General features: G+C 71.6%; 26 protein-coding genes. 15 read left to right on the forward strand and 11 right to left on the reverse strand.

Features of this window, described 5'->3' with window-relative positions; genetic code table 11:
• Window positions 1-82: 82 nt before the first annotated feature.
• A complete protein-coding gene (locus LE181_RS07460) occupies window positions 83-508 on the reverse strand; it encodes a MarR family winged helix-turn-helix transcriptional regulator (RefSeq protein WP_225660377.1) in 426 nt (141 codons plus the stop codon).
• 121 nt (window positions 509-629) lie between these two features.
• Here LE181_RS07460 and LE181_RS07465 point away from each other — a divergent pair, with 121 nt between their 5' ends.
• Entirely contained in the window at window positions 630-1,562 is a 933-nt protein-coding gene (locus LE181_RS07465) for an MBL fold metallo-hydrolase (protein ID WP_225660378.1), read from the forward strand.
• Between the two features lie 142 nt (window positions 1,563-1,704).
• Here LE181_RS07465 and LE181_RS07470 read toward each other — a convergent pair whose 3' ends face one another.
• Window positions 1,705-2,193 carry a peptidylprolyl isomerase gene (locus LE181_RS07470; RefSeq protein ID WP_225660379.1) on the reverse strand — a complete coding sequence of 163 codons (489 nt, stop codon included), beginning with the start codon at window positions 2,191-2,193 and terminating at the stop codon, window positions 1,705-1,707.
• Between the two features lie 429 nt (window positions 2,194-2,622).
• Between LE181_RS07470 and LE181_RS07475 the strand changes: the two genes are divergently transcribed.
• The 4 genes from LE181_RS07475 to LE181_RS07490 all read left to right on the forward strand — a co-directional run bounded on the left by LE181_RS07475 (window position 2,623) and on the right by LE181_RS07490 (window position 5,822).
• Window positions 2,623-3,840 (forward strand): cytochrome P450, encoded by a 1,218-nt coding sequence (locus LE181_RS07475; RefSeq protein WP_225660380.1) that lies wholly within the window; start codon window positions 2,623-2,625, stop codon window positions 3,838-3,840.
• A 13-nt stretch (window positions 3,841-3,853) separates the two neighbouring features.
• Entirely contained in the window at window positions 3,854-4,045 is a 192-nt protein-coding gene (locus LE181_RS07480) for a ferredoxin (RefSeq protein WP_225660381.1), read from the forward strand.
• A 107-nt stretch (window positions 4,046-4,152) separates the two neighbouring features.
• A complete protein-coding gene (locus LE181_RS07485; protein WP_225660383.1) occupies window positions 4,153-5,049 on the forward strand; it encodes a hypothetical protein in 897 nt (298 codons plus the stop codon).
• Between the two features lie 65 nt (window positions 5,050-5,114).
• Entirely contained in the window at window positions 5,115-5,822 is a 708-nt protein-coding gene (locus LE181_RS07490; RefSeq protein WP_225660384.1) for a hypothetical protein, read from the forward strand.
• An 88-nt stretch (window positions 5,823-5,910) separates the two neighbouring features.
• Here LE181_RS07490 and LE181_RS07495 read toward each other — a convergent pair whose 3' ends face one another.
• Entirely contained in the window at window positions 5,911-6,675 is a 765-nt protein-coding gene (locus LE181_RS07495) for a helix-turn-helix domain-containing protein (RefSeq protein WP_225660385.1), read from the reverse strand.
• A 6-nt stretch (window positions 6,676-6,681) separates the two neighbouring features.
• Between LE181_RS07495 and LE181_RS07500 the strand changes: the two genes are divergently transcribed.
• Both LE181_RS07500 and LE181_RS07505 read left to right on the forward strand, forming a co-directional pair.
• The gene (locus tag LE181_RS07500; RefSeq protein WP_225660386.1) at window positions 6,682-7,053 is read left to right on the forward strand and encodes a DoxX family protein; all 372 of its coding nucleotides are present in this window, start codon (window positions 6,682-6,684) and stop codon (window positions 7,051-7,053) included.
• Between the two features lie 90 nt (window positions 7,054-7,143).
• Window positions 7,144-8,256, forward strand: a complete 1,113-nt coding sequence (locus LE181_RS07505; protein WP_225660387.1) for an NAD(P)/FAD-dependent oxidoreductase — start codon at window positions 7,144-7,146, stop codon at window positions 8,254-8,256.
• Between the two features lie 25 nt (window positions 8,257-8,281).
• On the opposite strand, the gene LE181_RS07510 is transcribed toward LE181_RS07505, so the two are convergent.
• Window positions 8,282-8,998: a TetR/AcrR family transcriptional regulator gene (locus LE181_RS07510; protein WP_225660389.1), complete on the reverse strand. Its 717-nt coding sequence runs from the start codon at window positions 8,996-8,998 to the stop codon at window positions 8,282-8,284.
• Between the two features lie 93 nt (window positions 8,999-9,091).
• Between LE181_RS07510 and LE181_RS07515 the strand changes: the two genes are divergently transcribed.
• The 3 genes from LE181_RS07515 to LE181_RS07525 all read left to right on the forward strand — a co-directional run bounded on the left by LE181_RS07515 (window position 9,092) and on the right by LE181_RS07525 (window position 11,671).
• Window positions 9,092-9,778 (forward strand): NAD(P)-dependent oxidoreductase, encoded by a 687-nt coding sequence (locus LE181_RS07515; protein ID WP_225660390.1) that lies wholly within the window; start codon window positions 9,092-9,094, stop codon window positions 9,776-9,778.
• Between the two features lie 248 nt (window positions 9,779-10,026).
• A complete protein-coding gene (locus LE181_RS07520) occupies window positions 10,027-10,773 on the forward strand; it encodes a hypothetical protein (protein ID WP_225660391.1) in 747 nt (248 codons plus the stop codon).
• Window positions 10,774-10,810: 37 nt separating this feature from the next.
• Entirely contained in the window at window positions 10,811-11,671 is an 861-nt protein-coding gene (locus LE181_RS07525; protein ID WP_225660392.1) for an IS5 family transposase, read from the forward strand.
• A 17-nt stretch (window positions 11,672-11,688) separates the two neighbouring features.
• Here the strand turns inward: LE181_RS07525 and LE181_RS07530 are convergent, their stop codons facing one another.
• The gene (locus LE181_RS07530) at window positions 11,689-12,606 is read right to left on the reverse strand and encodes a LysR family transcriptional regulator (protein WP_225660393.1); all 918 of its coding nucleotides are present in this window, start codon (window positions 12,604-12,606) and stop codon (window positions 11,689-11,691) included.
• Between the two features lie 71 nt (window positions 12,607-12,677).
• On the opposite strand from LE181_RS07530, the gene LE181_RS07535 reads away from it, so the two are divergent.
• Window positions 12,678-13,340 (forward strand): maleylpyruvate isomerase family mycothiol-dependent enzyme, encoded by a 663-nt coding sequence (locus tag LE181_RS07535; RefSeq protein ID WP_225660394.1) that lies wholly within the window; start codon window positions 12,678-12,680, stop codon window positions 13,338-13,340.
• Window positions 13,337-13,825: an anthrone oxygenase family protein gene (locus LE181_RS07540; RefSeq protein ID WP_225660395.1), complete on the forward strand. Its 489-nt coding sequence runs from the start codon at window positions 13,337-13,339 to the stop codon at window positions 13,823-13,825. The genes LE181_RS07535 and LE181_RS07540 overlap by 4 nt, the downstream gene beginning before the upstream one ends.
• Before the next feature lie 188 nt (window positions 13,826-14,013).
• Here the strand turns inward: LE181_RS07540 and LE181_RS07545 are convergent, their stop codons facing one another.
• The gene (locus LE181_RS07545; RefSeq protein ID WP_225660396.1) at window positions 14,014-14,850 is read right to left on the reverse strand and encodes an alpha/beta hydrolase; all 837 of its coding nucleotides are present in this window, start codon (window positions 14,848-14,850) and stop codon (window positions 14,014-14,016) included.
• On the reverse strand, window positions 14,847-15,440 hold the full coding sequence (locus LE181_RS07550; protein ID WP_225660398.1) for a TetR/AcrR family transcriptional regulator: 594 nt from the start codon (window positions 15,438-15,440) through the stop codon (window positions 14,847-14,849). The genes LE181_RS07545 and LE181_RS07550 overlap by 4 nt, the downstream gene beginning before the upstream one ends.
• Window positions 15,441-15,551: 111 nt before the next feature.
• Here LE181_RS07550 and LE181_RS07555 point away from each other — a divergent pair, with 111 nt between their 5' ends.
• The gene (locus LE181_RS07555) at window positions 15,552-16,673 is read left to right on the forward strand and encodes a DUF6183 family protein (RefSeq protein ID WP_225660399.1); all 1,122 of its coding nucleotides are present in this window, start codon (window positions 15,552-15,554) and stop codon (window positions 16,671-16,673) included.
• Window positions 16,674-16,688: 15 nt separating this feature from the next.
• Here LE181_RS07555 and LE181_RS07560 read toward each other — a convergent pair whose 3' ends face one another.
• Window positions 16,689-17,288: a TetR/AcrR family transcriptional regulator gene (locus tag LE181_RS07560; RefSeq protein WP_225660400.1), complete on the reverse strand. Its 600-nt coding sequence runs from the start codon at window positions 17,286-17,288 to the stop codon at window positions 16,689-16,691.
• Window positions 17,289-17,358: 70 nt separating this feature from the next.
• Between LE181_RS07560 and LE181_RS07565 the strand changes: the two genes are divergently transcribed.
• Window positions 17,359-18,189 (forward strand): class I SAM-dependent methyltransferase, encoded by an 831-nt coding sequence (locus LE181_RS07565; protein WP_225660402.1) that lies wholly within the window; start codon window positions 17,359-17,361, stop codon window positions 18,187-18,189.
• Between the two features lie 295 nt (window positions 18,190-18,484).
• Window positions 18,485-18,991: a carboxymuconolactone decarboxylase family protein gene (locus LE181_RS07570; RefSeq protein WP_225660403.1), complete on the forward strand. Its 507-nt coding sequence runs from the start codon at window positions 18,485-18,487 to the stop codon at window positions 18,989-18,991.
• A gap of 58 nt (window positions 18,992-19,049) precedes the next feature.
• On the opposite strand, the gene LE181_RS07575 is transcribed toward LE181_RS07570, so the two are convergent.
• The 3 genes from LE181_RS07575 to LE181_RS07585 all read right to left on the reverse strand — a co-directional run bounded on the left by LE181_RS07575 (window position 19,050) and on the right by LE181_RS07585 (window position 21,854).
• Complete coding sequence (locus tag LE181_RS07575) at window positions 19,050-19,514, reverse strand: SRPBCC family protein (RefSeq protein WP_225660404.1); 465 nt, start codon at window positions 19,512-19,514, stop codon at window positions 19,050-19,052.
• Entirely contained in the window at window positions 19,502-20,398 is an 897-nt protein-coding gene (locus tag LE181_RS07580) for an RNA polymerase sigma-70 factor (RefSeq protein ID WP_225660405.1), read from the reverse strand. The genes LE181_RS07575 and LE181_RS07580 overlap by 13 nt, the downstream gene beginning before the upstream one ends.
• 160 nt (window positions 20,399-20,558) lie before the next feature.
• The gene (locus LE181_RS07585) at window positions 20,559-21,854 is read right to left on the reverse strand and encodes an MFS transporter (protein ID WP_308103103.1); all 1,296 of its coding nucleotides are present in this window, start codon (window positions 21,852-21,854) and stop codon (window positions 20,559-20,561) included.
• Between the last annotated feature and the right edge of the window lie 42 nt (window positions 21,855-21,896).

The raw sequence follows: 21,896 nt of genomic DNA on the forward strand, positions 1-21,896 counted from the left end.
CGGGCCACTGACGGCGCGTGCCGCCGGGCGCCCCCGGTGTCGCTTCCGTGGCGCTTCGGTGTTGCTTCGTTGTCGCGCGGTGTCAGTGGTCGGCGACGGCGCGGTCGAGGAGGCCGCGCAGGGTCTCCTGCTCGACGGGGGACAGGCCCCGCAGGGGGGAGCCCTCGGCGAGCAGGCCGACGAGGCGCTCACGGAGCGCCGTGCCCTCTGCGGAGAGGACCAGTTGCTTGGCGCGGCGGTCGGTGGGGTGGGGGCGACGCTCCAGGAGGCCCTGGCACTCCAGCTTGTCGATGACGAAGGTCGCGTTGGAGGGCTCGCACCCCATGCGGCCGGCGAGCTCGCGCATCGTCATCGGCCCCGTGAGCTCCCGCAGCGCCGTGGCCTGAGGGGCGGTCAGCCCGAGGCGGGAGGCGCGCTCGCGCACGTGGTCGGAGATGCGCCGGGAGAGGTCGTTCACCAGGCCGCAGAGCTGGCGTTCGGCGAGGGTCTGCGGTTCCTCAGGTGTCATGTCACTCATTCTAGCGAACCCATCAAGCCAGCACCTTTCTAGCTTGAATCATTCAAGCTAGAAGCTTATGCTGATCTCAGCCGATGACCGATCGGCCGATCACTTCACCAAGGGACGGGACATGGGCAACTCCCAGCGCAATGACGACGAGCAGCTGCGGGACGGGCGCCTCCGGGACGAGCGGCTCCGGCTGCGGCGGCCGGCCGGCATCCGCTCACTGCAGCTCGGCGATGTGAAGGTCACCTACGTGCCCGACGGAGTCATCCGGCTCACCCCGCGCGGCTGGCTGCCCGCCACGACCGACGAGGTGTGGGCGGAGCACGCCGAATACCTCGACGAGACCGGCCACCTGGTCGCGAGCGTCGGCGGACTGCTGGTCGAGCACGGAGACCGGGCCCTGCTCATCGACGCGGGGGTCGGCCCGCTGTCCGTCCCGGCCGAGCCGGGCAACGCCGTCGGCGCCATCGAGGGCGGCGCACTGCTCGACAGTCTGGCCGAGATCGGCCGCGACCCCGGCTCCATCGAGGCCGTCGCCTTCACCCACCTCCACGTGGACCACCTCGGCTGGGCCCACCACCTGGCCCCGGGCACGGACGGGCCCGCCTTCACCTCGGCCGACTACCTGATATCCGAGCCCGAGTGGACGCACCGTCACCTCGCGGAGGAGCACGGCACGAGCGAGGAGATACTCGCGGTCCTGGAGCCTCGGGTGCGTACGGTGACCGAGGGCGACGAGATCTTCCCCGGGGTCCGCGTCATGCTCACCCCCGGCCACACGGCGGGCCATGCCGCCTATGTCATCTCCGGCGGCGGCCGCCGTCTGATCGCCTTCGGCGACGCCCTGCACTCGCCGATCCAGATAGGCCACCCCGAATGGTGGGCGACCGTCGACCACGACACGGAGCAGTCCACGTCCTTCCGGCGCGACCTGGTCGAGGAGATGGCCCGCCCCGACACGATCGGGTACGGCATGCACTTCGCGGACGTCGTGTTCGGCCGCGCCGTGCACGGGGCTGCGGGGGAGGGGACGAGGTGGGAGCCCGTCGAGGCGTGAGGGCCGGGGCGGCGTAAAGGCCGGGGGCGTTCAGGCGCAAGGGCGGAGGGCCGTCCGTCGAACGGCGCGAGGCCCGGCTCCCTCGCCCTGTGGGGGCGGGGATCCGGGCCTCGGTCGCTGACGCGGTGCTGGAGCCTCAGGCTCAGACCGTGCCGGACTTCGCGATCGTGATCTTGGCCGACGTGGCGCCGCTGCGCGAGCCCAGGGCCTCGATCTTCTTCACGAGGTCCATGCCCTCGACGACCTCGCCGAAGACGACGTGCTTGCCGTCCAGCCAGTCGGTGACGATGGTGGTGATGAAGAACTGCGAGCCGTTGGTGTTCGGGCCCGCGTTGGCCATGGAGAGCAGGCCCGGCTTGGTGTGCTTCAGCTGGAAGTTCTCGTCCGCGAACTTGGCGCCGTAGATGCTCTTGCCGCCCGTGCCGTCGCCACGGGTGAAGTCGCCGCCCTGGAGCATGAAGGCCGGGATCACGCGGTGGAAGCTGGAGCCCTCGTAGCCGAAGCCGTGCTGACCCGTCGCGAGCTCACGGAAGTTCTGGGCGGTCTTGGGGACCACGTCGTCGAACAGCTTGAAGACGATCCGGCCGGCGGGCTCGTCGTTGATGGTGATGTCGAAGAACACATTGCTCATGAGCACAGCCTGACATCTCCGGTCCCTGGAGTGCACACAGGCCCGGCGTTTCTCACTGCGGGCCGCCCGCTCGGACTCCCGTGGACAGGGGGGCGCCCAGCGGCGAAGCCTGCCTGCTCAGCGGTCTGCGCACGGCCCGAGCGCGAGCCACGGCCGGAGCGTGACGCCCGACGGAATCGGCGAGTTGGATCAAAGGGGGTCGCCCCACGCCGCCATGATGACAAAACGATGAGATGTACGGGTGCGCACCCCGACGCCACCGTCGCCCACCCGACCGCCCCGCACCACCGGAAGAAACTGAGAGCGAGCTCACACGGCAGCCGGTGAGCCACATCACTAAGGAGAACCCTAGGGACGCGCATGGGAGGGTTCTGGGACGTTACAGCCCTTTCCCCCGCATTTTCCTCTGACGAAGAGGTCCCACTGTTCATGACGCAATCGCGAGAAGCCGAACAGCACTTACCGCGGCCCTTCCCCACCGCGCGCCCCTCGGGCTGCCCCTTCGACCCGCCCGCCCCCTTCGCGCAGGCACGCGAGGAAGGCCCGATGACCCCGCTGCTCTACCCCGGCGGGCACATCGGCTGGCTGGTCACCGGCCTGCAGACCGCACGGGCCGTCCTGGGCGACACCCGGTTCAGCTCCCTGCCGGAAGGCAAGCGCGACCCGGTGAAGGAGATCAGCAACCAGCTGAACCCCGACGCACTGCCCCCGGGCATGTTCGTCAACATGGACCCCCCGCACCACACCCGCTACCGCCGTCTGCTGAGCAAGCACTTCACCGTCCGGCGGGTACGCGAGCTCCGGCCGCGCATCCAGGAGATGACGGACCGCCTGCTGGACGAGATGGAGAGCACGGGCGGCCCCGTCGACCTGGTGACGGCCTTCGCCAAGCCGCTCCCCACCCTGGTCACCTCGGAGCTGCTCGGGCTGCCGGAGGCGGACCGCGCGGAGTTCGGGCGTCACGTCGACGTCCTCTTCAGCCTCTCCACCGGCGTGGAGGAGATGAACCGGTCGATGATGGGCCTCGGCGCCATGCTGAACGCCCTGATCGTCGCCGCACGCAAGGACCAGGGCCCCGACATCCTCGGCAGACTCACCGCCGAGACGGACCTGACCGACGAAGAGCTGCTCGGCATCACGCTCGTCCTGCTCATCGCCGGGCTGGAGACCACCACCAACATGCTGGCGCTGGGCACCTACACCCTCCTGCGCCACCCCGACCAGCTGGCCGACCTGCGCGCCGACTGGTCCCTGATGGGCGACGCCGTCGAAGAGCTGCTGCGCTACCTCAGCGTGGTGCAGGTCGGTCCGCTGCGCGTCGCCGCCGAGGACTTCGCGTTCGAGGGGCTGTCCATCCGCAAGGGCGAGGTCGTCGCGGTGTCGCTGCCCGCCGCCAACCGTGACCCGCTCGGCTTCGACGCCCCCGACACCTTCGACATCCGTCGCGGTGTCACCCGTCACGTCGCCTTCGGCAGCGGCCCCCACCAGTGCATGGGCCACCACCTGGCCCGCCTGGAGCTCGCCGTCGGCTACGAGTCGCTGCTGCGCCGCTTCCCCCGGCTGGAGCTCGCCGTTCCGCCGGAGGAGATCGGCACCCGGGAAATGATGGTCACCTACGGCGTCCTCGAACTGCCGGTGCGCTGGTGAGGCGGTGGCCGTGATGCGGATCGAGATCGACAAGGACCTCTGCTGCGGCGCGGGCACCTGCGTGCTCTTCGCGCCCGACGTCTTCGACCAGGACGACGAGGACGGCACGGTGATCCTGCTCGACGCCACCCCCGGCGACGAGCAGCGCGCGGCGGTGGAGAAGGCCGCCGACGGGTGCCCGACGGCGGTCATCAGCATCACCTGACCGCGGCGCTCCGGACGCCCGGCGGAAGCAACACCCACGAGGGTGAGCGTCCAGCCCCACGGATGCGGGGAAGGACTCTTCCTGCCGGGCGATCGGAGAGGTGATGCATGACGAGCGACCACGAGGGCGACGCGGGCTACGAGGGCGACGAGACCGCCGAGGGCGCGTCGAGCCGCTGGGGCAAGAGCAGCTTCGACGACGTCTACGGCCGGGCCGACCCGCGCGCGTACTTCGCCCGGCTCGCGCCGCTGCACTATCAGATCCCCCACCACGCCCAGCCGGTCTTCCGGGACGTCCTGGCCGACCGGATCCGCGCCGAGCCCGCCGGCGCGCCGGTCACGGTCGTCGACCTGTGCTGCTCGTACGGCATCAACGCCGCCCTCATCAACCACGACGTCACCCTGCAGGACCTCTACGACCGCTACACCGGCCCGGCCGCGGCCGGCCTGCCCCTGGGCGAACTCATCGCCGAGGACAAGGAGTTCTACGCGGAGCGCCGTCGCGCCGACGCGGTGCGGATCGTCGGCATCGACGCCTCGCCCCGGGCCGTGGCCTACGCGGCGGCGGTCGGCCTGCTGGACGCGGCCTTCGCCGCGAACCTGGAGACGACGCCCGTCGGCGCGTCCCTCGCCGACGCGCTCGCCTCGGCGAGCCTGGTCACCGTCACCGGCGGCCTGAGCTACATCGGCCCCCGCACCTTCGACGCCGTCTGCGCACCGGCCCGTGGAGGCGCCTGGGTGGCCGCGTTCGCCGTACGCCCCGTCGACTACCGGCCGGTCGTGGCCGCCCTGCGACGAAACGGGCTGGTCACCAGGGCGGACGCCCGTGCCTACCGGCAGCGCCGCTTCACCGACGCCGACGAGCAGCGACGGGTCCTGGCCAGGGTGCGCGCCGCGGGCCTGGACCCCACCGGCCTGGAGACGACGGGCTACTACTACGCCACCCTGTACCAGTCGCGCCCGGCCGCGGCCTGGCGCCGGGACGACGGCAGCGAAGCTGAGTAGCGGATCACGGCGGACTGAGTAGGAGCACTCAGGGCGCGGAAGGGGCGAACGGGGAGGCTGGGGCCATGACCACGTCACCCCTCGCCGTCCCGCCGCCGCCCCACCCCCCGCACCCCGGCCACCCGCCCGTGCCCCCGGTGCCTCCGGCCGGGCGCCCGCGCAACCGCCGGGCGGCGGTGACCGGTGTGGTCGCGGCGCTGGTCCTGGCGCTGTCCGGCGGCACCGCCACGGCGTGGTGGTTGCTGCGCGACGACGGTTCTCCGCTGGCGGGCCGGCCGCGCGTGACGGACAGCACGGCCGGTCTTTCCTACGCGATCCCCAAGGGTTGGGGGCACGAGGAGAAGAAGGGGCTGATCGGGGCCTTCACCTCGTCGATCGCGACGAAGGGCAAGAACAAGGACAAGGACTCCGACGGCGACGGTGGCGGGGACGGTCACGGAAGCGGCGTCGTGCTCGCCGGGCGGGGCGGGCCCGTACCGCAGTCGGAGCTGAAGCGGCAGACGGAGCGTGCGGCCCGGTCGAACGCGGAGTTCTTCTATCCGGACAGCAGGACGACGCTTGAGGATTCCCGCGAGACCACGGTGAGCGACCGCCCCGCCCACACCGTGACCCTGGCGGTGGACGCGGGCAAGCAGGGAACGGCCCACCTCCGCATGACCGTCATCGCGGCACGTCCCACCGCTTCGGCGTTCCTCCTCGGCCTCGCCCAGCCCGCGGGGGCGCCCGCGCAGCGGGAGGTCGACGCGGTCCTGGCAAGCGCCGCGGTGAAGTAGGCGGTGGGCGCCGCCGGGCCGGCAGGACCTATGAGTCGTCGCCGTCCCACAGACCGGTGCTGCGGGCATCGACGAGGGCGGCGACGGCTCACCTTGCGCAGGTGACGCGGCCCAGGGAGGCGGGTGTGCGCCCGAGGAGGGTGCGGGACGTGCGGGCCAGGTGGGCCTGGTCGGCGAAGCCTGCGGCAGCCGCCGCCGCGGCCACCGAGGTGTGGGGCAGGTCGGCGATCGCGTTCCGCAGCCGCCCCCACTGCCGCAGCCGGACGAGGGGGATGCCCACCGACTCGCGGACGAGCGCCCGGAGCCGTGCCGGCGACAGGCCGACCTCGGCGGCCAGCTCGCCGATGGTGCCGTCAGGGCCGGTAAGGCCGGCCGTCCGTACGGCGTGAGCCACCCTCTCGTCGAGGCGGGGCGCGGGCGCGGCTCCGGTGAGGGTGAAGAGTTCGCTGCAGGCCGCCGCCAGGTCGCCGGCCGCCGTGCCGAGTCCGTCGGCGTCATGGGGCCCGAGCGCCGCGAGCAGGCGTCGTACCGTGTCGGCGTCCAGCCGTACGAGCCCCGTACCGGCGCGCAGGCGCCAGGGGTCGATGAACAGGGCGGCGTACGGGGACGCCACGGCGCAGGTGTGGGTGAGTTGGGGCGGTACGACCAGGCCCGCCGCGGAGAGCGGTGGACGGCCCGCCTGCCCGATCCGGACGTCACCGCCGACCGGCAGCACGACCTTCCACGCCGGATGGTGATGGCGGGTGACGCCGGAGCCACCGGATTCGGCGAACAACGTCGCCTCGGCGCCGGTGGAGAAGACGAGCCGGCGATCGTTTTGTTCAAGCGTCCATGCGCGGGGCGAAGAGATCATCGCGCCATGCATGCTATCGCTGCCGTCGTGCTGGCGGTGTTCCTGATGGCCGTCGGGGTCCTGCACTGGGTGGTACCGGGGTACTTCCGTTCCCTGGTGCCGCCCTGGCTGGGCGCGGCCGCCCTGCTGGTGGCCGTCAGCGGAGCCGTGGAGATCGTGGTGGCCGTACTGATCCTGCTGCCCCGCACCCGGGTGGCCGGGGGGTGGGCGGCCGCCGGGCTCATCACCGTCTACCTGGTCCCGCACCTCGACGCCCTGCGGCGCGCGCATCCCACACGCCCCGGTCTGCTGCAGCGACCGGCGGGCGCGGTCGCACGGCTCGTGGTCAACCTCGGCTACGTCGCCTGGGCGCTCGCGGTGGCGCGCGCACCGGTCTGACGCACGTTGACGCACGCCGACGCAGTGAAACCCACCGGAACCCACCGGAACTCACCCGAACCACCGAATCCACGTAGAGCGAGTCACGCCATGAGCCACCACCTCGTCGTTCTCGGAGCCGGCTACGCCGGTCTCGTCGCCGCCAAGCGCGCAGCCCGACGGCTGCGCCACAGCGACGTCACCATCACGCTGATCAATGCCGGGGACCGGTTCGTGGAGCGCGTCCGGCTCCACCAACTCGCGGCCGGACAACGCCTGAACGAGCTGCCCCTGCCGGACCTGCTGCGCGGCACACCGATCGGACTCCTCAACGCCCGCGCGTGTGCGGCCGATGCCGCTGCCCGCACGGTCCACCTCGACCGTGCACCCCATTCGGTCGGCTACGACACGCTCGTCGTCGCCCTGGGCAGCCGGCCGCACCTCGGCACGGTGCCGGGGGCGGCCGAACACGCCCACACGCTCGACGGAGCGGGCGAGGCGGAACGGCTGCACCGCCACGTGAGCCGGCTCGCACCCGGCAGCACCGTCGCCGTGGTCGGCGGCGGCCTCACCGGCCTGGAGACGGTCGCCGAACTTGCCGAGACCTACCCGGCCCTGCGGATGACGCTGTTCGCCGCCACCGGCATCGGCGACGGGTTGTCACCGCGTGCCCAACGGCATCTGCAGCGCGCGCTCAGCCGGTTGGGCGTCACCGCCCACCCCGGCACGCGCGTCACGGAAGTCCATCCCTGTGCCGTGCTGTCCGACGACGGCACGCCGTATACCGCGGACGCCGTCCTCTGGGCCACCGGCTTCCGTGCTCCCTCCCTGGCGGGCGAGGCGGGGTTCGCCACGGACGGGCACGGCCGGATGACGGTCGATCAGACCCTGCGCTCGGTGTCCCATCCCGAGGTGTACGCGGTGGGAGACGCGGCCGCCGGGCACACCGGAGGTGCCGGCACCACCCGTATGTCGTGCCAGACGGCCATGCCCATGGGACGTCAGGTCGCCGACGTCATCACCGCCCGTCTGACCGGCCGCGAACCGGAGCCGGCCCGGATCAGGTACGTCTTCACCAACATCAGCCTCGGCCGCCACGACGGCATCGTCCAGTTCACCCGCGCCGACGACAGCCCGCGCGCCGCGGCGCTGACCGGCCGTACCGCGGCGGCCTTCAAGGAAGCCGTCGTGCGCAGCACTGTCCTGGCCGTCCGCCGCGGCTGACGGGGTGACCGGTACGGGCCGGCGGTCAGGTGGCGGGCGGGACCAGCCCCAGCGACCGGACCAGGTCCCGCATCTCGTCGCGGTAGAGCACTTCGGGAGTGAGGGCGACGGGGGAGAGGTGACCGTAGAGCTCAAGCGCCAGCAGGCCGTGCATCCGTCCCCAGGTGCGCAGGGCCAGCGCCACCGCCTCGGGCGGCAGCTCGGGGTGCTCGGCCCGGACGTGGGCGCCCAGCTCCTCGCCGAAGTCGGACCACTGGTAGGAGGCGTGACCGTGGGCGTCCCGGGCGCGCGGCCAGGCGTCCGCGATCAGGGCGGTGAGCCCGGCGCAGGCGCGGCCGCGTGCCGCGGCTCCGGGGCCGCCTTCCGGAGGCCGGTAGCCGGGCACGGGATCGCCGTAGACGAGGCGGAAGCCCTGGGGGTTGGCGAGCGCCCACGTCCGCAGCGCTTCGGCCCAGGCCAGCACGCGGCCGGCGGCGTCGTCGGCGGGCCGGGCGTCGCGCGCCGCCTCGACGGTGTCGACGAGGTCGGTGTACACCTCGCCGATGAGCGTGGTGATCAGGTCGTCGCGCGTGGCGTAGTAGCCGTAGATGGCCCCCGCCGTCATGCCCATCTCCCGCGCGATCGCCCGCAGGGAGATGGCGTCCGGACCGCCCTCGCCCATGAGCTTCAGCGCGATCGTCTTGATCTCCCGGGCCGTCTCGGCCCGCAGGCGTTCCCGCCGGCTTCTCGTCTCGTTCCCCACCGTTGACACTCTACGGCACCGAGTTACTATCTGCCGTACGCAAACTGAACGCCGTGTAGTAATTGCACGGTGTCCATCAAGGAGGGGATTCCCATGGACATCGGAGTGCTGGGTGCCACCGGTCTCATCGGCCGGGCGGTCGTGGCGGAGGGGCTGCGCCGCGGTCACGCGGTCACCGCCGTCACACGGGACGCCGCGCGCGTGCCGGCGGACCGCGGCGGCGCAACGTGGCGGGTTGCCGACGCCGGTGACCCGGAGGGCGCGTCCCGGGCCGTCGCCGGACTGGACGTCGTCGTGAACGCCATCGCCCCCGGCGGTGACATCGCCGATCAGATCGCGCACGCCGACGTGCTGCCGGCCACGGCCCGCGCGCTCCTGAAGGCATTGGAGCGCCACCCCGCGACCCGGCTCGTCGTGGTCGGCGGCGGTGGCAGCCTGGAGTCGGCGCCGGGCGTACGGCTCCTGGACGACGAGGAGGGATTCGCCCGCGTCCTGACGGACGTTCTGCACGTCCCCGCCGCGTACCGCAAGGTCGTACTCGCCCACGCCGAGGTCCTGGACCTGTGCCGCCTGTCGGACCGCAACTGGACCTACCTCAGCCCCTCGGCCGGCCGCATCCGACCCGGCGAACGCACGGGCCACTACCGCTCGGGCGGCGACCAGGTGCTCCCCCACGAGGAGGGCGCCGGCGACATCTCCACCCAGGACCTGGCCGTGGCCCTGCTCGACGAAATCGAAAACCCCCGCCACATCCAACGCCGCTTCACGGTCGGCTACTGACGAGGGCGGTGGCGAGGGCAGACAAACGTCGGGCCGGGGCCGAGCGGGCTCCCCGGCCCTCAGTCAGGATTCTGTTGTACATGCAAGGACATGCGCAAGGTTGGTCGACTCGTCGCTTGATGGGATGGCTGTTGTGTTCACCCCGTTACCCGTGGGCGGATGTCGGTGGTCTCCTGGTGTTGTTCCGTCGCGGGCCGGGGTGTCCGCGTCGCACGGACCTTGGGGAGGACCCGGGAATGATGCGATCGATGATCAGACGCGTGTGGAGGCCGGCGGTCGCCGCTGCGATGGGCGCGTGTGCCTTCGTGGGAATGGCGGCGCCCGCCCCTGCCGCACCGCAGCCGCCGCAGGCGCGGGCCGCTGCTTCGGGCTACCTGAACCTGCACCAGTGCATGTACTACTCGTCGTCGGCCACCAATCACTTCAGCACGGTGGTGACGAGCAGTGACGGGCGGTTCGCGGCGGGGACGAACGTCTCCGGGACCGCGGACTCGCAGGTGTCCTGCGGTGCGGGTGACGGGAACTACCAGGTCGTACCGATTCTGTCGGGCGTCAAGGCATTGAACCTCGCCTCAGGCCGCTATTTGAACCTCCACCAGTGCGTGTACTACTCGTCCTCCGCGACGAATCACTTCACGACGGTGGTGACGAGCAGTGACGGGCGGTTCGCGGCGGGGACGAACGTCTCCAACACCGCCGATTCGCAGGTGTCCTGTGGTGCCGGGGACGGCAACTATCAGCTCGTCCCGATCCTGTCGGGCGTCAAGGCGCTGGACCTGACCTCGGGAAGCTACGCGAACCTGCACCAGTGCATGTACTACTCGTCCTCTGCGAGCAACCACTTCAGCACGGTGGTGACGAGCAGTGACGGGCGGTTCGCGGCGGGGACGAACGTCTCCAACACCGCCGATTCGCAGGTGTCCTGTGGTGCCGGGGACGGCAACTACCAGCTCGTCCCCATCCTGTCGGGCGTCAAGGCTCTCGCCCTGGGCTAGGAGGTGTCTCTCTGATGGGCTGGTCAGTTGATGAGATGTGTCTGGCCGGTTAGTGATCACTGATGCGATGTGGGACCGGATCGCGCCGCTGATGCCGGCCGATCCGGTCCGCGGACGGCGGTGGGCCGACCACCGCCGCACGCTCGAGGCCATCGCGTGGAAAAACCGCACTTGCTCGCCCTGGCGGGATCTCCCCGACGAGCTCGGCTCGTTCCACACCCCCCACAAACGGCTGATCAGGTGGGCCATCGACGGCACCTGGGCGAAGATCCTCTCCGCAGTCCTGGCCGCAGCTGACGCCGACAATGACATCGGCTGGACGGTATCGGTGGACTCCACCGTAGTCCGGGCCCACCAACACGCCGCCGGAGCACGAAAAAAAGGGGTAGCTGGCGGACCTGATCCCGCCGATCAGGCACTTGGACGCTCTCGCGGCGGGCTGAGCACCAAGGTCCACCTGGTCGCGGACAGTCGCGCCAGGCCCCTGGCCTTGACCGTCAGCGCGGGTCACGCCGGTGATGCTCCGGCCTTCGAGACGGTCATGGCTCGCATCCGCGTGCCTCGAACCGGCTCCGGCAGGCCCCGGACCCGGCCCTTCGCCGTCCTGGCAGACCGGGCCTACTCCTCCCGCGCAATCCGGGGGCATCTACGACGGCGAGGTATACGCGCGGTCATCCCGCAGCCGGCCGACCAAGTCGGCCACCGTCTGCGGCGAGGCAGCCGGGGCGGCCGTCCGCCGGGCTTCGATTCGGAGGTCTACAAGCAGCGGAACGCCGTCGAACGCTGCATCAACCGCCTCAAGCAGTGGCGCGGCCTGGCCATGCGAACCGACAAACTCGCCCTCGCCTACCAGGCCGCATTCCACCTCGCCACCATCCTCATCTGGGCACGACGATGACCAAGGACAGAGGCCGTCTAAAACTCGGGCGGCTTGGGGATGGCTTTGCGCAGGCGGTCGAGGAGTACCCGGGCCGCGGGGCTCGAAGGACCGTTGGCCTGCCAGGCGAGCACGATGCGGGCACGCATCTCGGGCCCGACGATCCGCAGGGTGCGAAGCTGTTCGTCAAGGGTGGAGTCGTCCTCGCCGGCAGGTAGCACGGCAATGCCCAGGCCCCGCGCGGCGAAGTGTGCGAGCACGCGTGGGGCTGCCGCCTCGAAGGTGACCCGGGGCCGGAATCCTGCCTGCGCGCAGCCGCGTTCGAGCGCCGCGCGCACCCCGGTGCCGCGCGGCAGGCAGATCAGCGGCCGATCGCGCAGATCGGCAAGAGGGACGCTCGTGCCGTCGACCCGGTCGAGAAGCGGATCGCCAGGCGCGACAGCGGCAACCAGCGGGACGTCGATCACCGTCTGGAAGGCCGCTCCGGCCGGGGGCACCTCCTCTGCTGTCCCGAGGACGGCGATATCCAGCTCGCCGGCCAGGAGCGCGGCCTGCATCCGCTCCGTGGTGTCCTCGGTGAGTGCCACCTCGACTGAGGGGTGGGCGTCGTGGAAGTCCGCGAGTAAAGCGGCGATGTCGAAGGCGTGGCCGGTGGCGCCGGAGACCAGCCCGAGCGTGACCCGGCCGCGCAGCAGCCCCGTGTACGCATCCACCGTATGCTGCACCGACTCCGCAGCGGCCAGTGCGGCGCGGGCGTACGGCAGGACCGCCCGGCCTACCTCGGTCAGAGTCACCGACCGGCCGGAGCGGTCGAGCAGGGGCTGCCCCAGCTCCTTCTCCAGCTGGCGGATCTGGGCGCTGAGGCCGGGCTGGGCCAGATGCAGCCGGGCGGCGGCTCGGGTGAAACCGCCCTCCTCGACGACGCAAACGAAGTAGCGCAGTTGACGAAGCTCCATAAGCAATGATTCTAGGTGGCAGCAGAACTATCTACTGGTGCAATCGATCCATCGGCTGCAGGCTTGATCACATGGAGAACGCGACAGCCCGCAAAGGGAAGAGCACCGAGGTCAGGGCAGCGATTGCGGGGGAACGCCGAGAACTGGCCGGCCTGCTCGACACTCTGCGAACCGACCAGTGGAACGAGCAGAGCCTGTGCGCAGGGTGGCGCGTTCGCGAGGTCGCGGCGCACATGTCGATGGGCTTCCGGCTCTCCTTGCCCGCGACGTTGGGCGAGTTGGTCAAGGCGCGCGGCAACCTTCACCGCATGACCGATCGAGTCGCGCGCAGGGATGCGGCCGCCCATTCCACCACCGCACTCGCCGCCTTCCTGCGGGACAACGCCCACCACCCCTGGACACCACCGGTCGGCGGGCTCGCGGCGGCGCTCGGCCACGACGTCGTGCACGGGCTGGACATCACCGTCGCCCTCGGCCTCGACCGGCGCGTCCCGGCGAACCGGCTGCGCATCCTGCTCGACGAGATCCGGCCCAGCAGCCTGAAGTTCTTCGGCGCCGGCCTCGACGGAGTGCGGCTGTGCGCCGAGGACCTCGACTGGTCGTACGGCTTTGGCTCGCCCGTGTACGGCGTCGCCCAGGACCTCCTGCTGCTGGCCTACGGCCGCAGGCTGCCGGAAGGCCGGCTCCGAGGTGAGCCGTGCAGTCGTTTCACCCGACCCACCAAGGAAGCATGAACCATATGCGTACCCGGCTCCTCCTGGGCGTGTCCCTGCTGTCCACTGGTCTGCTCGCCGGAGCCTTCAGCTACGGCGCCGCCAACCTCGTCCCGACCTTCAACTCCGTGCCGATCGACATGAGACTCGACTTCCACACCGAGCTGATGAAAATGAACGGGATCACCATGCAGGCGGCCATGGCGGTCTCGGCCCTCAGCTCCCTCGCCCTGGCCGCCCTCACACGCGAGCGGACCCGAGTCCTCACAGCCACGGCAGGGCTCTTGACCGTCGCGTCCTTCCTGATCACCCGGTTCGGCAATGTCCCGATCAACGGCCGCATCAAGCAGTGGGCCGCCACCGCGCCGCCAGCCGACCATCCGGAGATTTTGCGCCGCTGGGAACTGTTCAACGATGCCCGTACCTGCACTGCCATAGCTGCGTTCGCCATCCTGATCTATGTTGCCCTGCGCCAGACAGGCAGGCGAGCGACCGAGCACCACTGAACCCACCACGGTCATCTTGAAAGGCCGGTGCGTCGATGCCTGGCCCGCCCGTACGAGGGTGCGATCCGTCCCACACCACATCGATCACCGACCACAAATGCGGCTGATCAACTGGCAACCCGTCAAGGAGACACGTCCTAGCCGTGCCGACGCGCGCCGCTTCGTCACCGAAGCGGCGCGCCTCGGATCTAGGCCCGGAACGACTTCTTCAGGAGTGCGCCGAATGCGGCGGGATGCGTGGTCAGTCCGGTGTGCCCGCCGGGGAAGTGCAGGAGGTCCATGCCCAGACGCTCGGCCAGGAAGGCGGCCGCACGGTAGGGCAGCTCGCCGCGTGAGTCCTGGCCGCAGGCCAGGACGAGCCGGTCCGACAGCGCCTTCAGCCGCTGGGCGTCCGGGGCGTAGGCCATGAAGCGGGGCACGATGCGCCCGACGAAGTACGGCAGGTTGGCCATCGTCTGCTCGGCCCGCGCCGCCGCCTGCGGGGGAAGCGTGGCGGGGGCCTTCGGCCCGGTGGTGTCGCCCTCCTTCTTCAGCCCCGCGGCGAACACGGCCATCGCCGGCATCAGCCCCTCTGCGCGCAGCGTCTCCTGCACGCGTGCGATGAGCGCGCGATGCTCGGGGGCGTCCGGCAGCACCTCCACCACCGGCGGCTCGTGGGCCACCAGGCGTTCGATGCGGTCGGGACGGTCGGTGAGCAGGTGCAGGGCGGTTATCGCGCCCGAGCTGGTGCCGAACACCCGGGCGGGCTCGTGGGGCGAGAGCAGTTCCAGTATCCGGAACGCGTCGTCGGCGTGCTCGGCCACGTGCTGCTCCGCCTCGGGGTCGTCGAGCGTGCTCCGGGACATCCCGCGCGGGTCGTAGGTCGCGACCGTGTACTCGGCGGCCAGGTCGTCGGCGATGCCGTCGAAGGCGGCCGCGCCCCCCGCCCCGCCGGGGACCAGCAGCAGGAGCGGGCCCTGGCCGCGCACCTCGTAGTGCAGGGTCGCGCCGTCCGTGCGCAGGGTGCCGGTGGTCGGGGCGGTCATGAGGATTCTCCTTCTCGGGACGGAGGCCAGTGCTCCAGCAGGGTGTGCAGGGCGTCGAGGGCGCGCACCCAGGAGTCCTGCGGCGAACGCTTGTGCGCGAACCCTCCCGCGGCCTCCAGGGCGACGAACCCGTGGAACGTGCTGCGCAGCAACCGGACGGCGTCGGTCAGGTCGGGCTCGGCCAGTCCGTAGCCGCGCAGCATGCCGTAGGTCAGCTCGATCGCGCGCCGTGGTCCGGGCGCATCTGCGGCCAGCCCGGGGTCGATCCGAATCGGGGTCTGCGTGGCCGTGTAGCGGCCGGGATGCCGGTGGGCGTACTCCCGCCAGGCGTTCGCGTACGCGACCAGCGCGTCCTTGCCCGCCCGTCCGGCGGTCGCCTCCGCGATGCGGAGCGTCTTTTCGTCCGCCGCCAGCAACGCGATCCGCCCGCGCAGGTCCTCCAGGTTGCGGACGTGCGTGTAGAGGCTCGCGTCCTTCACGCCGAGTCGCCGCGCCACCCGCGCCATGGTCACCTGGTCGAGCCCGGCCTCGTCCGCCAACTCGGCGGCCGCGATCGTCACCCGCTCCGCGGTCAGTCCTGCCCGTGCCATGCGTCTGCCCTCCAGCTCTCCTAGGGTCCCTAGGGTAAACCTAGGGACCCTAGGTTCGCAAGGTGATGTACGACGGGTGGTGGATCATGTGGGCGACATGATCCCGACAGAATGGGGGAGCGGAGAGTGGACGCCGCGGAGATAGACCAGGTCCCGTGGGATGCCGCCGAGGTCTGGGGGCGGGCCGGCGACGCGGCCCGGCTCACGGAGTTCGGTGACGCGCTGGTGCGGGAGCGCGCAGTGCTGCACAAGCGGCTCCGCAACCTGGACCACCGCCTGACGCAGGTCTTGCGGGCCCTGGCGCTCACGCCGGGCCGGCAGTTCGTCAAGCAGCTGCTGCACGTGTACCGCGAGGCAGGGGCAACAGACGCCGGCACGCAGTCGGGGCCGCGCTTCCTGGCCTCCCTGCTCGCCGAGGCGCAGACCCTGGAGGACCTGCTGCCCGTCCTGTCCGACGACGGCGGCGCCCTGTGGGACGAGCTGCGTGCCTGCCTGTTCCACGAACTGCTGCTGCGCGGCGTGGACGCGGACGAGATCCGCCGGCGCTCGCACAACATCCACTTCTGTGCCCCGTGGGGTGGCCTGGCCTGGCTGCCCGACAAGCTCGCCGACATGGAACACGGCGCCCCCTTCCCCAGCCGCAGCTACAACGGCGGAGCCGGTATCGGCTGCCCGAGGATGTCCTCGCCCGTTGCACTCGATGCCGCCGCCCGTGGCGCAGGGGCCGCCCACCCGGTGGCCGACGTCACGACCGTGCGCCTGGCCGAGGCGATCACAGGGCCCCCGGAGCAGGGCAACTGGGGTGCTCACGACGTGGGCGTCTTCACCACCGAGCGGCCCGTCACCCCGGAGGAACTGCCGGGTGTCGTGGCGTCACTGCCGATGGAGTGCCTCGAGGGCCTGGGGGCGGAGCACCGTTTCGTCTTCGCACCGTGTTCCCTCGGGGAGGTGTGGCGCGTGCTCTTCGCCACCGCCTCGGGCGCAGGGGTGTACGGACCGGGGGTGTACGGCGCCTACGGCCGGCTGTCCGCGTGGTGGTCCCTCGCGGGGCTCGCCGGCGCGCAGCCCGGCGCAGGCCCCGCCGAGGTCGAGGAACAGGCGTCGGCCTGTACGTGGATGCGCTTCGAGGCGGACTCCGAGTGGTTCCACAACGAGATCAACGACTACGGCATCGTGGCGCTCGCCCCGGACGGCCGCCGCATCGCCGTACTGGCCGCCACCGACACCGACTGAACCGGGCCTTTTCGTCTACCGCGGTGGTTCCTGTGCGACCCCGGCGATGACCGCGGTCACGATCTTGTGGACGGCCCCGGCGTCCGGCCGGGTGCCGTCCCGGTCGGCGAACAGCAGGTGCGTGGCGCCGATCAGGGTGGGGGCGAGCGTGTCGACGTCGGCGTCCGCTGCGATACGGCCCAGCTCGCGTTCCGCGGTGAGGTAGGAGGCGAGCGCGCCCGAAGCCTCCGTCAGCATCGGAACGCCGGTCGGCGTGGTCCGGCGCAGCCGGGTGCGCAGCTCGTCCCGGGAGGTGATGAGCGCGACGATCGCCACGGCGACCGACCCGAACAGCCCGGTCAGCGCGCCGGTGAGGTTGCCGGCGACGGTGCCGGTGCCGGCGGCGTCGCGCAGGGCGGTGGCCCGGGCGTCGATCCCTGCGATGTGCTCCCGCACGAGCTCGGCGAGGAAGGCGTCGAAGTCGGCGAAGTGCCGGTGCAGGACGCCCTTGGCGCAGCCCGCCTCCGTGGTGACGGCCCGGCTGGTGAGCGCGTTCGGCCCGTCCCGGAGCAGGACGCGCTCGGCGGCCTGGAACAACTGCGCGCGTGCGTCGCGGATGGCTACCCCTGTGGGCACCGCGGGTCCTCCCTCGATTCCACCGGCCCGCCCGTTGACGAGTGGGCATGCGCCCACTAATAGTGGGCGCATGCCCACCATACCGCCGGAACCGCCACGGCTCTCCGAGCGCCAGCCCCATCAACACCGCGAGACGGCCCAGTCGTTCGGCACGGACGCCGAACGCTACGACCGCGCCCGGCCCCGGTACCCCGACTCGTTGATCGACCGGATCGTCGCCGGCCGCCCCGGCCTGGACGTCCTCGACGTCGGCTCCGGGACCGGAATCGCCGCCCGCCAGTTCCAGGCGGCCGGTTGCCGCGTGCTCGGCGTCGAGCCCGACGCGCGGATGGCCGGCCTGGCACAGCAGTCCGGCGGCGAGGTCGACGTCGCGACGTTCGAGGACTGGGAACCGGACGGCCGTGCATTCGACGCGGTCGTCGCCGGGCAGGCGTGGCACTGGATCGACCCGGTTGCCGGAGCGGTCAAGGCCGCGCGGGTGCTGCGCCCCGGCGGCCTGCTGGCACCGTTCTGGAACGCCTTCCGGTTGCCGCCCGGCCTGGCGCAGTCCGTCGCCGACGTGTGCCGACGGGCCCTGCCCGAGGCGCCGTTCGACTTCGAGGCGATCATGAAGGAAACCCTGAGCGGATATCAGGCGCTGTTCGCGAAGGCCGCCGACGGCATCCGGGCGGCGGGCGGATACGGCGAACCGGAGCAGTGGCGGTTCGACTGGGAACGGTCCTGCACGCGGGACGCGTGGCTGGAGCAGATGCCCACCCAGGCGATCTTCACCCGGCTCCCGCCCGACAAGCTGCAGGAGGTGCTGCAGGGCGTCGGGGCCGCCATCGACGCGATGGGCGGCAGCTTCACGATGGGCTACACGACGGTGGCCGTCACCGCCGTACGAACCGGCGCCTCCTGACCCGGCCCGAGAGACGCCCTCCTCCGGCCGTACGACCGTGATGGCGGGCAGCAAGTGCAACAGCGGCCCGCAGAGCTCGCCGCCGATCCGGTACCCGGCGGTGATCAGCAGATCCGATCCGCCGCCGGCCGTCGTCTCGTCGACCGTGCGGCCCGCCAGTCGCCAGTGAGGCCGCCACGGGCGTATGGACCCCGTGATCCACGTCACCCCACGCGAACCCCGCCCATCGGTCACATGTCCCCGGCGCGATCCGTCAGGGGAGTGACAGCAACGGAAAGCACGAAGGGACACGACGATGGAAACGCGTTCGATCACTGCGGAGGTTCCGACGGGTCCGCGGATGTCCGAGGACCCGCTGGAGCTCGTGCCCGAGCTGGCGGAGGTGTCGGCGGCGCTGTTCAAGGCCACCGGCAACCGCTCGGTGCCGCGGACCACGATCAGTCTGGTGCAGCTGCGGGCCGGCCAGATCGTCGGCAACACCTACCTGACCGTCCTGCACACCGGATTCCTGCGCAAGGCCGGGGAGTCGGAGGAGCGGATCACCGCGGTGGCGTCCTGGCAGGACGCGCCGTACTTCACCGCCGCCGAGCGCGCGGCGCTGGCCCTGGTGGAAGCCGTGCTCCAGCCCTCCGCGCACGGCGAGAGGGTGTCCGACGAGCTGTACGCCCAGGTGTCCGAGCACTACGACCCCAAGGCGCTGGCCACGCTGACGATCGCGATCGGGCAGGTCAACTTCTTCATTGCCATAGCCCTCATCGCCAAGCCGGTCCCCGGCCGGTCGTTCAACGAACCGTGGAAGTAGGGCCACGAGGGTAAGGGCCGGTGTCCGGGTCCCCGGCCGGGGACCCGGACGTGCCTCCTCATGACCGGGGCAGGCCGGCCGGGGTGGTGGTGAGTGCCGTGTCGGCGGCGTCGAGGATCTTTCCGAAGACGTGGCCGATGACGGGCTTGGCGACCACGCGGGTGAGGGCCGCGCCGAAGGGGAGCGGGACCTGGAAGGTGGTCGTCCACTCGACGAGCGTGCCTTCGGCGACTTCCGTGAAGGTCATGCGGCCGAGCTCGTGCCGGGCCGGCGGGAAGCTGCGGTCGACGGTGTAGTCGAAGTCGTACGGCGGGTTGTAGGCCGTGATCCGTTCCCGGAACCAGCCGATCACCCATGTGTGCACCCGGACGGCACCCACCCCGTAGGGTGCGCCCGCACCCGGCCGGGCCAACCGCGCCTTGAGGACGAAAGGGGAGCGGGTGTAGTTGGTGGTCGTGGAGCACCACGCGAAGACGTCGGCGACCGGCGCTGCGATGACACGTCGCACCGTCAGGGTTTCCATGTCTCGTCCCTCCTGGCCAAGGGGCGCGGATCGACGGCCGCGCCCAGCTTGTCGGGGTTGCGTACGGCGTACAGGCGGTGGATCAGGGAGCCGGTGATCTCGAAGACCAGCACGTGGTCGAGCCGGTCGCCCGAACGGACCAGCAGCGCGGGCAGGGCGTTGTAGCTGGCGAACTCCGCCTGGGCGCCGAGCCCGCTGGTCCTGGCGACCCCGGCGACGAACCGTGCCACGTGCTCGCGCCCCCGGACCGGGCGGCGGGCGGCACTGACCCGGCCCCCGCCGTCGGAGACGTGGACCACGCCCGGCGCCATCAGGTTCATCAGTGCCGTGACGTCGCCGCTGCCGGCCGCGCGCAGGAACCGGCCGACGATCTCCTCCGCCGTGCGCGGGTCGTGGGTGAAGCGCCTGCGCCGCGCCCGCACGTGCTCGCGTGCGCGGTGTGCGATCTGGCGTGCCGTGGTCTCGGTCTTGCCGACCAGGTCGGCGACCTCACGATGCGAGTAGCCGAACACCTCGCGCAGCACGAACACCGCGCGCTCGTCCGGGCTCAGCGTCTCCAGGACCAGCAGCATCGCCATGGACACCGACTCCGCCAGCACGACGTCCTCGCTCACGTCCGGCCCGGTGCGGACCGGCTCGGGAAGCCAGGGCCCGACGTAGTCCTCCCGGCGCCGCTGTGCCGAGCGCAGGTGGTTCAGCGCCTGCCGCGTGACCGTGCGCACCAGATAGGCGCGCGGATGCCCGACGTCCTTGTCCTTCGTCCCGTGCCACCGGAGGTAGCTGTCCTGCACCACGTCCTCGGCGTCGGCGGCGCTCCCGAGGATCTCGTAGGCGATCGTGAACAGCAGCGGCCGGCACTCGGCGAAGACCTCTCCCTCGCTCACCCTCCACCTCGCATGCCCGTCTCCCTCCTCCGCGAATCAGGCTCACCGTGTAGACACCGCGCAACCCGGAACCGTGACGCCCTGGCCAGTGACGTGCATCACCCCACAGGCGCCGAGGCGTTGAGGCACCGAGGTACCGAAGCCTCGAAGGGGCCGGGGCTCAGCTTCCGCCCGCCGTGGCAGGCGTGGCCGTCGCCGCTTCCGCCGCGGCGGCCGGAGGACGTCCCAGCCGGTCCCGTACCAGGCGGTGCTGGATCAGGCAGGTGGCGGCGATGACGGTGCCGAAGGCCGCCCAGCCGAGGGGGCCGGCGGCGATGGCCGCGGTCACCACCATCGGGCCCGCCGCGCGCTGGGTCGCCTGGGCGAGGCCGTGCACGCCGAGGTACGCGCCCTGGGCGGTCTCGGGAGCCAGGGCCACGGAGAGCTCCCAGGAGACTGTGGCGTGGAGCATTTCGGCGAGGGTGAAACCGATCGCCCCGAGGATGAGGAAGACCGCGGCGAAGACGGCGCCGTGCGCGGCGGAGGCCGCCATGGCGATGCCGGCCGCGGCGAAGGCGACGCAGAGGGGGACGAGGAGGGCGCGGGCCTTGGCGGTCGTCGCGCCGAACCGTGCGAGGGGGACCTGCAGCCCGACGACCAGCACGCTGTTGAGGACGAGCAGCAGGGGGACGAGGCCGTGCGGGGCGTCGGTGGCGCGGACGGCCCACAGCGGCAGACCGACCCGGAAGACGGCGTCGTCGAAGAACAGCACGCATTCGGTGACCACGTACGCCAGGTAGGTGCGGTCGCGCCAAGGGCCGGCCTGCGCCTCGGTGGGCCTGGGGGCCGCGCCGGTGGTGACGGTGCGGGCGGGTGCGGAGGCTTCCGCGCAGCGCAGGGTGATGAGGGCGGCAGCGACGAAGGAGAGGCCGTCGCCGACGAGCAGGTACCGGTAGACGGAGGTCGTGCCGATGCCGAGGGCGGCCGCCGCGCCGAGGCCGCCGACGGCCCAGCCGACGTTGGCGACGGTCCGGTTGACGGCCTGGTAGCGGACCCGCTCGGGCCCGGCGATGCGCGCGCCGTAGAGCTTGGTGAGGACGCTCGCGGCACGGTCGCCGAAGCCGCCGGCCGCCGAACAGAGCAGCAGCGCCGCGTAGTCGCTCGTGACGAGGAGGCCCACGGCGGTGGCCGCGCGCAGGAGCTGGAAGGCGGCGAGGACGCGGGTGGGCGGCAGACGGTCGGCCAGACGGCCGCCGATCGGGGCCCCCGCGATGCCGGCGATGCCCGCGGTGGCGACCAGGGTGCCGACCTCGGCCACGCCGAGGTGACAGACGTAGGTGAAGTACAGGACCGAGGTGGCGGCCCAGAGGCCGTTGCCGACCCTGTCGACCAGGGCCACCCCCAGCATCCGGCGCCCGTCCCGGCCCCCTGGTACGCGTGCGCTGACGGTGGTGCCCCATGTGCGAGCCGACTTCACGGTCCCGTTCCCCCGGTTTCCCTTGCCAACCGATATGTATCA

The sequence above is a fragment of the Streptomyces sichuanensis genome (assembly GCF_020328095.1).
Classification (GTDB): Bacteria; Actinomycetota; Actinomycetes; order Streptomycetales; family Streptomycetaceae; genus Streptomyces; species Streptomyces cinnamoneus.

Bases quoted from the DNA above. Each gene is read 5' to 3' on its own strand.
- LE181_RS07485 (WP_225660383.1), top strand. From the start codon at position 4,153: ATGACGAGCGACCACGAGGGCGACGCGGGCTACGAGGGCGACGAGACC.
- LE181_RS07470 (WP_225660379.1), bottom strand. From the start codon at position 2,193: ATGAGCAATGTGTTCTTCGACATCACCATCAACGACGAGCCCGCCGGC.
- LE181_RS07565 (WP_225660402.1), top strand. From the start codon at position 17,359: ATGCCCACCATACCGCCGGAACCGCCACGGCTCTCCGAGCGCCAGCCC.
- LE181_RS07530 (WP_225660393.1), bottom strand. From the start codon at position 12,606: ATGGAGCTTCGTCAACTGCGCTACTTCGTTTGCGTCGTCGAGGAGGGC.
- LE181_RS07490 (WP_225660384.1), top strand. From the start codon at position 5,115: ATGACCACGTCACCCCTCGCCGTCCCGCCGCCGCCCCACCCCCCGCAC.
- LE181_RS07575 (WP_225660404.1), bottom strand. From the start codon at position 19,514: ATGGAAACCCTGACGGTGCGACGTGTCATCGCAGCGCCGGTCGCCGAC.
- LE181_RS07475 (WP_225660380.1), top strand. From the start codon at position 2,623: ATGACGCAATCGCGAGAAGCCGAACAGCACTTACCGCGGCCCTTCCCC.
- LE181_RS07505 (WP_225660387.1), top strand. From the start codon at position 7,144: ATGAGCCACCACCTCGTCGTTCTCGGAGCCGGCTACGCCGGTCTCGTC.
- LE181_RS07545 (WP_225660396.1), bottom strand. From the start codon at position 14,850: ATGACCGCCCCGACCACCGGCACCCTGCGCACGGACGGCGCGACCCTG.
- LE181_RS07515 (WP_225660390.1), top strand. From the start codon at position 9,092: ATGGACATCGGAGTGCTGGGTGCCACCGGTCTCATCGGCCGGGCGGTC.
- LE181_RS07500 (WP_225660386.1), top strand. From the start codon at position 6,682: ATGCATGCTATCGCTGCCGTCGTGCTGGCGGTGTTCCTGATGGCCGTC.
- LE181_RS07550 (WP_225660398.1), bottom strand. From the start codon at position 15,440: ATGGCACGGGCAGGACTGACCGCGGAGCGGGTGACGATCGCGGCCGCC.
- LE181_RS07570 (WP_225660403.1), top strand. From the start codon at position 18,485: ATGGAAACGCGTTCGATCACTGCGGAGGTTCCGACGGGTCCGCGGATG.
- LE181_RS07520 (WP_225660391.1), top strand. From the start codon at position 10,027: ATGATCAGACGCGTGTGGAGGCCGGCGGTCGCCGCTGCGATGGGCGCG.
- LE181_RS07555 (WP_225660399.1), top strand. From the start codon at position 15,552: ATGGGGGAGCGGAGAGTGGACGCCGCGGAGATAGACCAGGTCCCGTGG.
- LE181_RS07480 (WP_225660381.1), top strand. From the start codon at position 3,854: ATGCGGATCGAGATCGACAAGGACCTCTGCTGCGGCGCGGGCACCTGC.
- LE181_RS07460 (WP_225660377.1), bottom strand. From the start codon at position 508: ATGACACCTGAGGAACCGCAGACCCTCGCCGAACGCCAGCTCTGCGGC.
- LE181_RS07495 (WP_225660385.1), bottom strand. From the start codon at position 6,675: ATGATCTCTTCGCCCCGCGCATGGACGCTTGAACAAAACGATCGCCGG.
- LE181_RS07465 (WP_225660378.1), top strand. From the start codon at position 630: ATGGGCAACTCCCAGCGCAATGACGACGAGCAGCTGCGGGACGGGCGC.
- LE181_RS07535 (WP_225660394.1), top strand. From the start codon at position 12,678: ATGGAGAACGCGACAGCCCGCAAAGGGAAGAGCACCGAGGTCAGGGCA.
- LE181_RS07540 (WP_225660395.1), top strand. From the start codon at position 13,337: ATGAACCATATGCGTACCCGGCTCCTCCTGGGCGTGTCCCTGCTGTCC.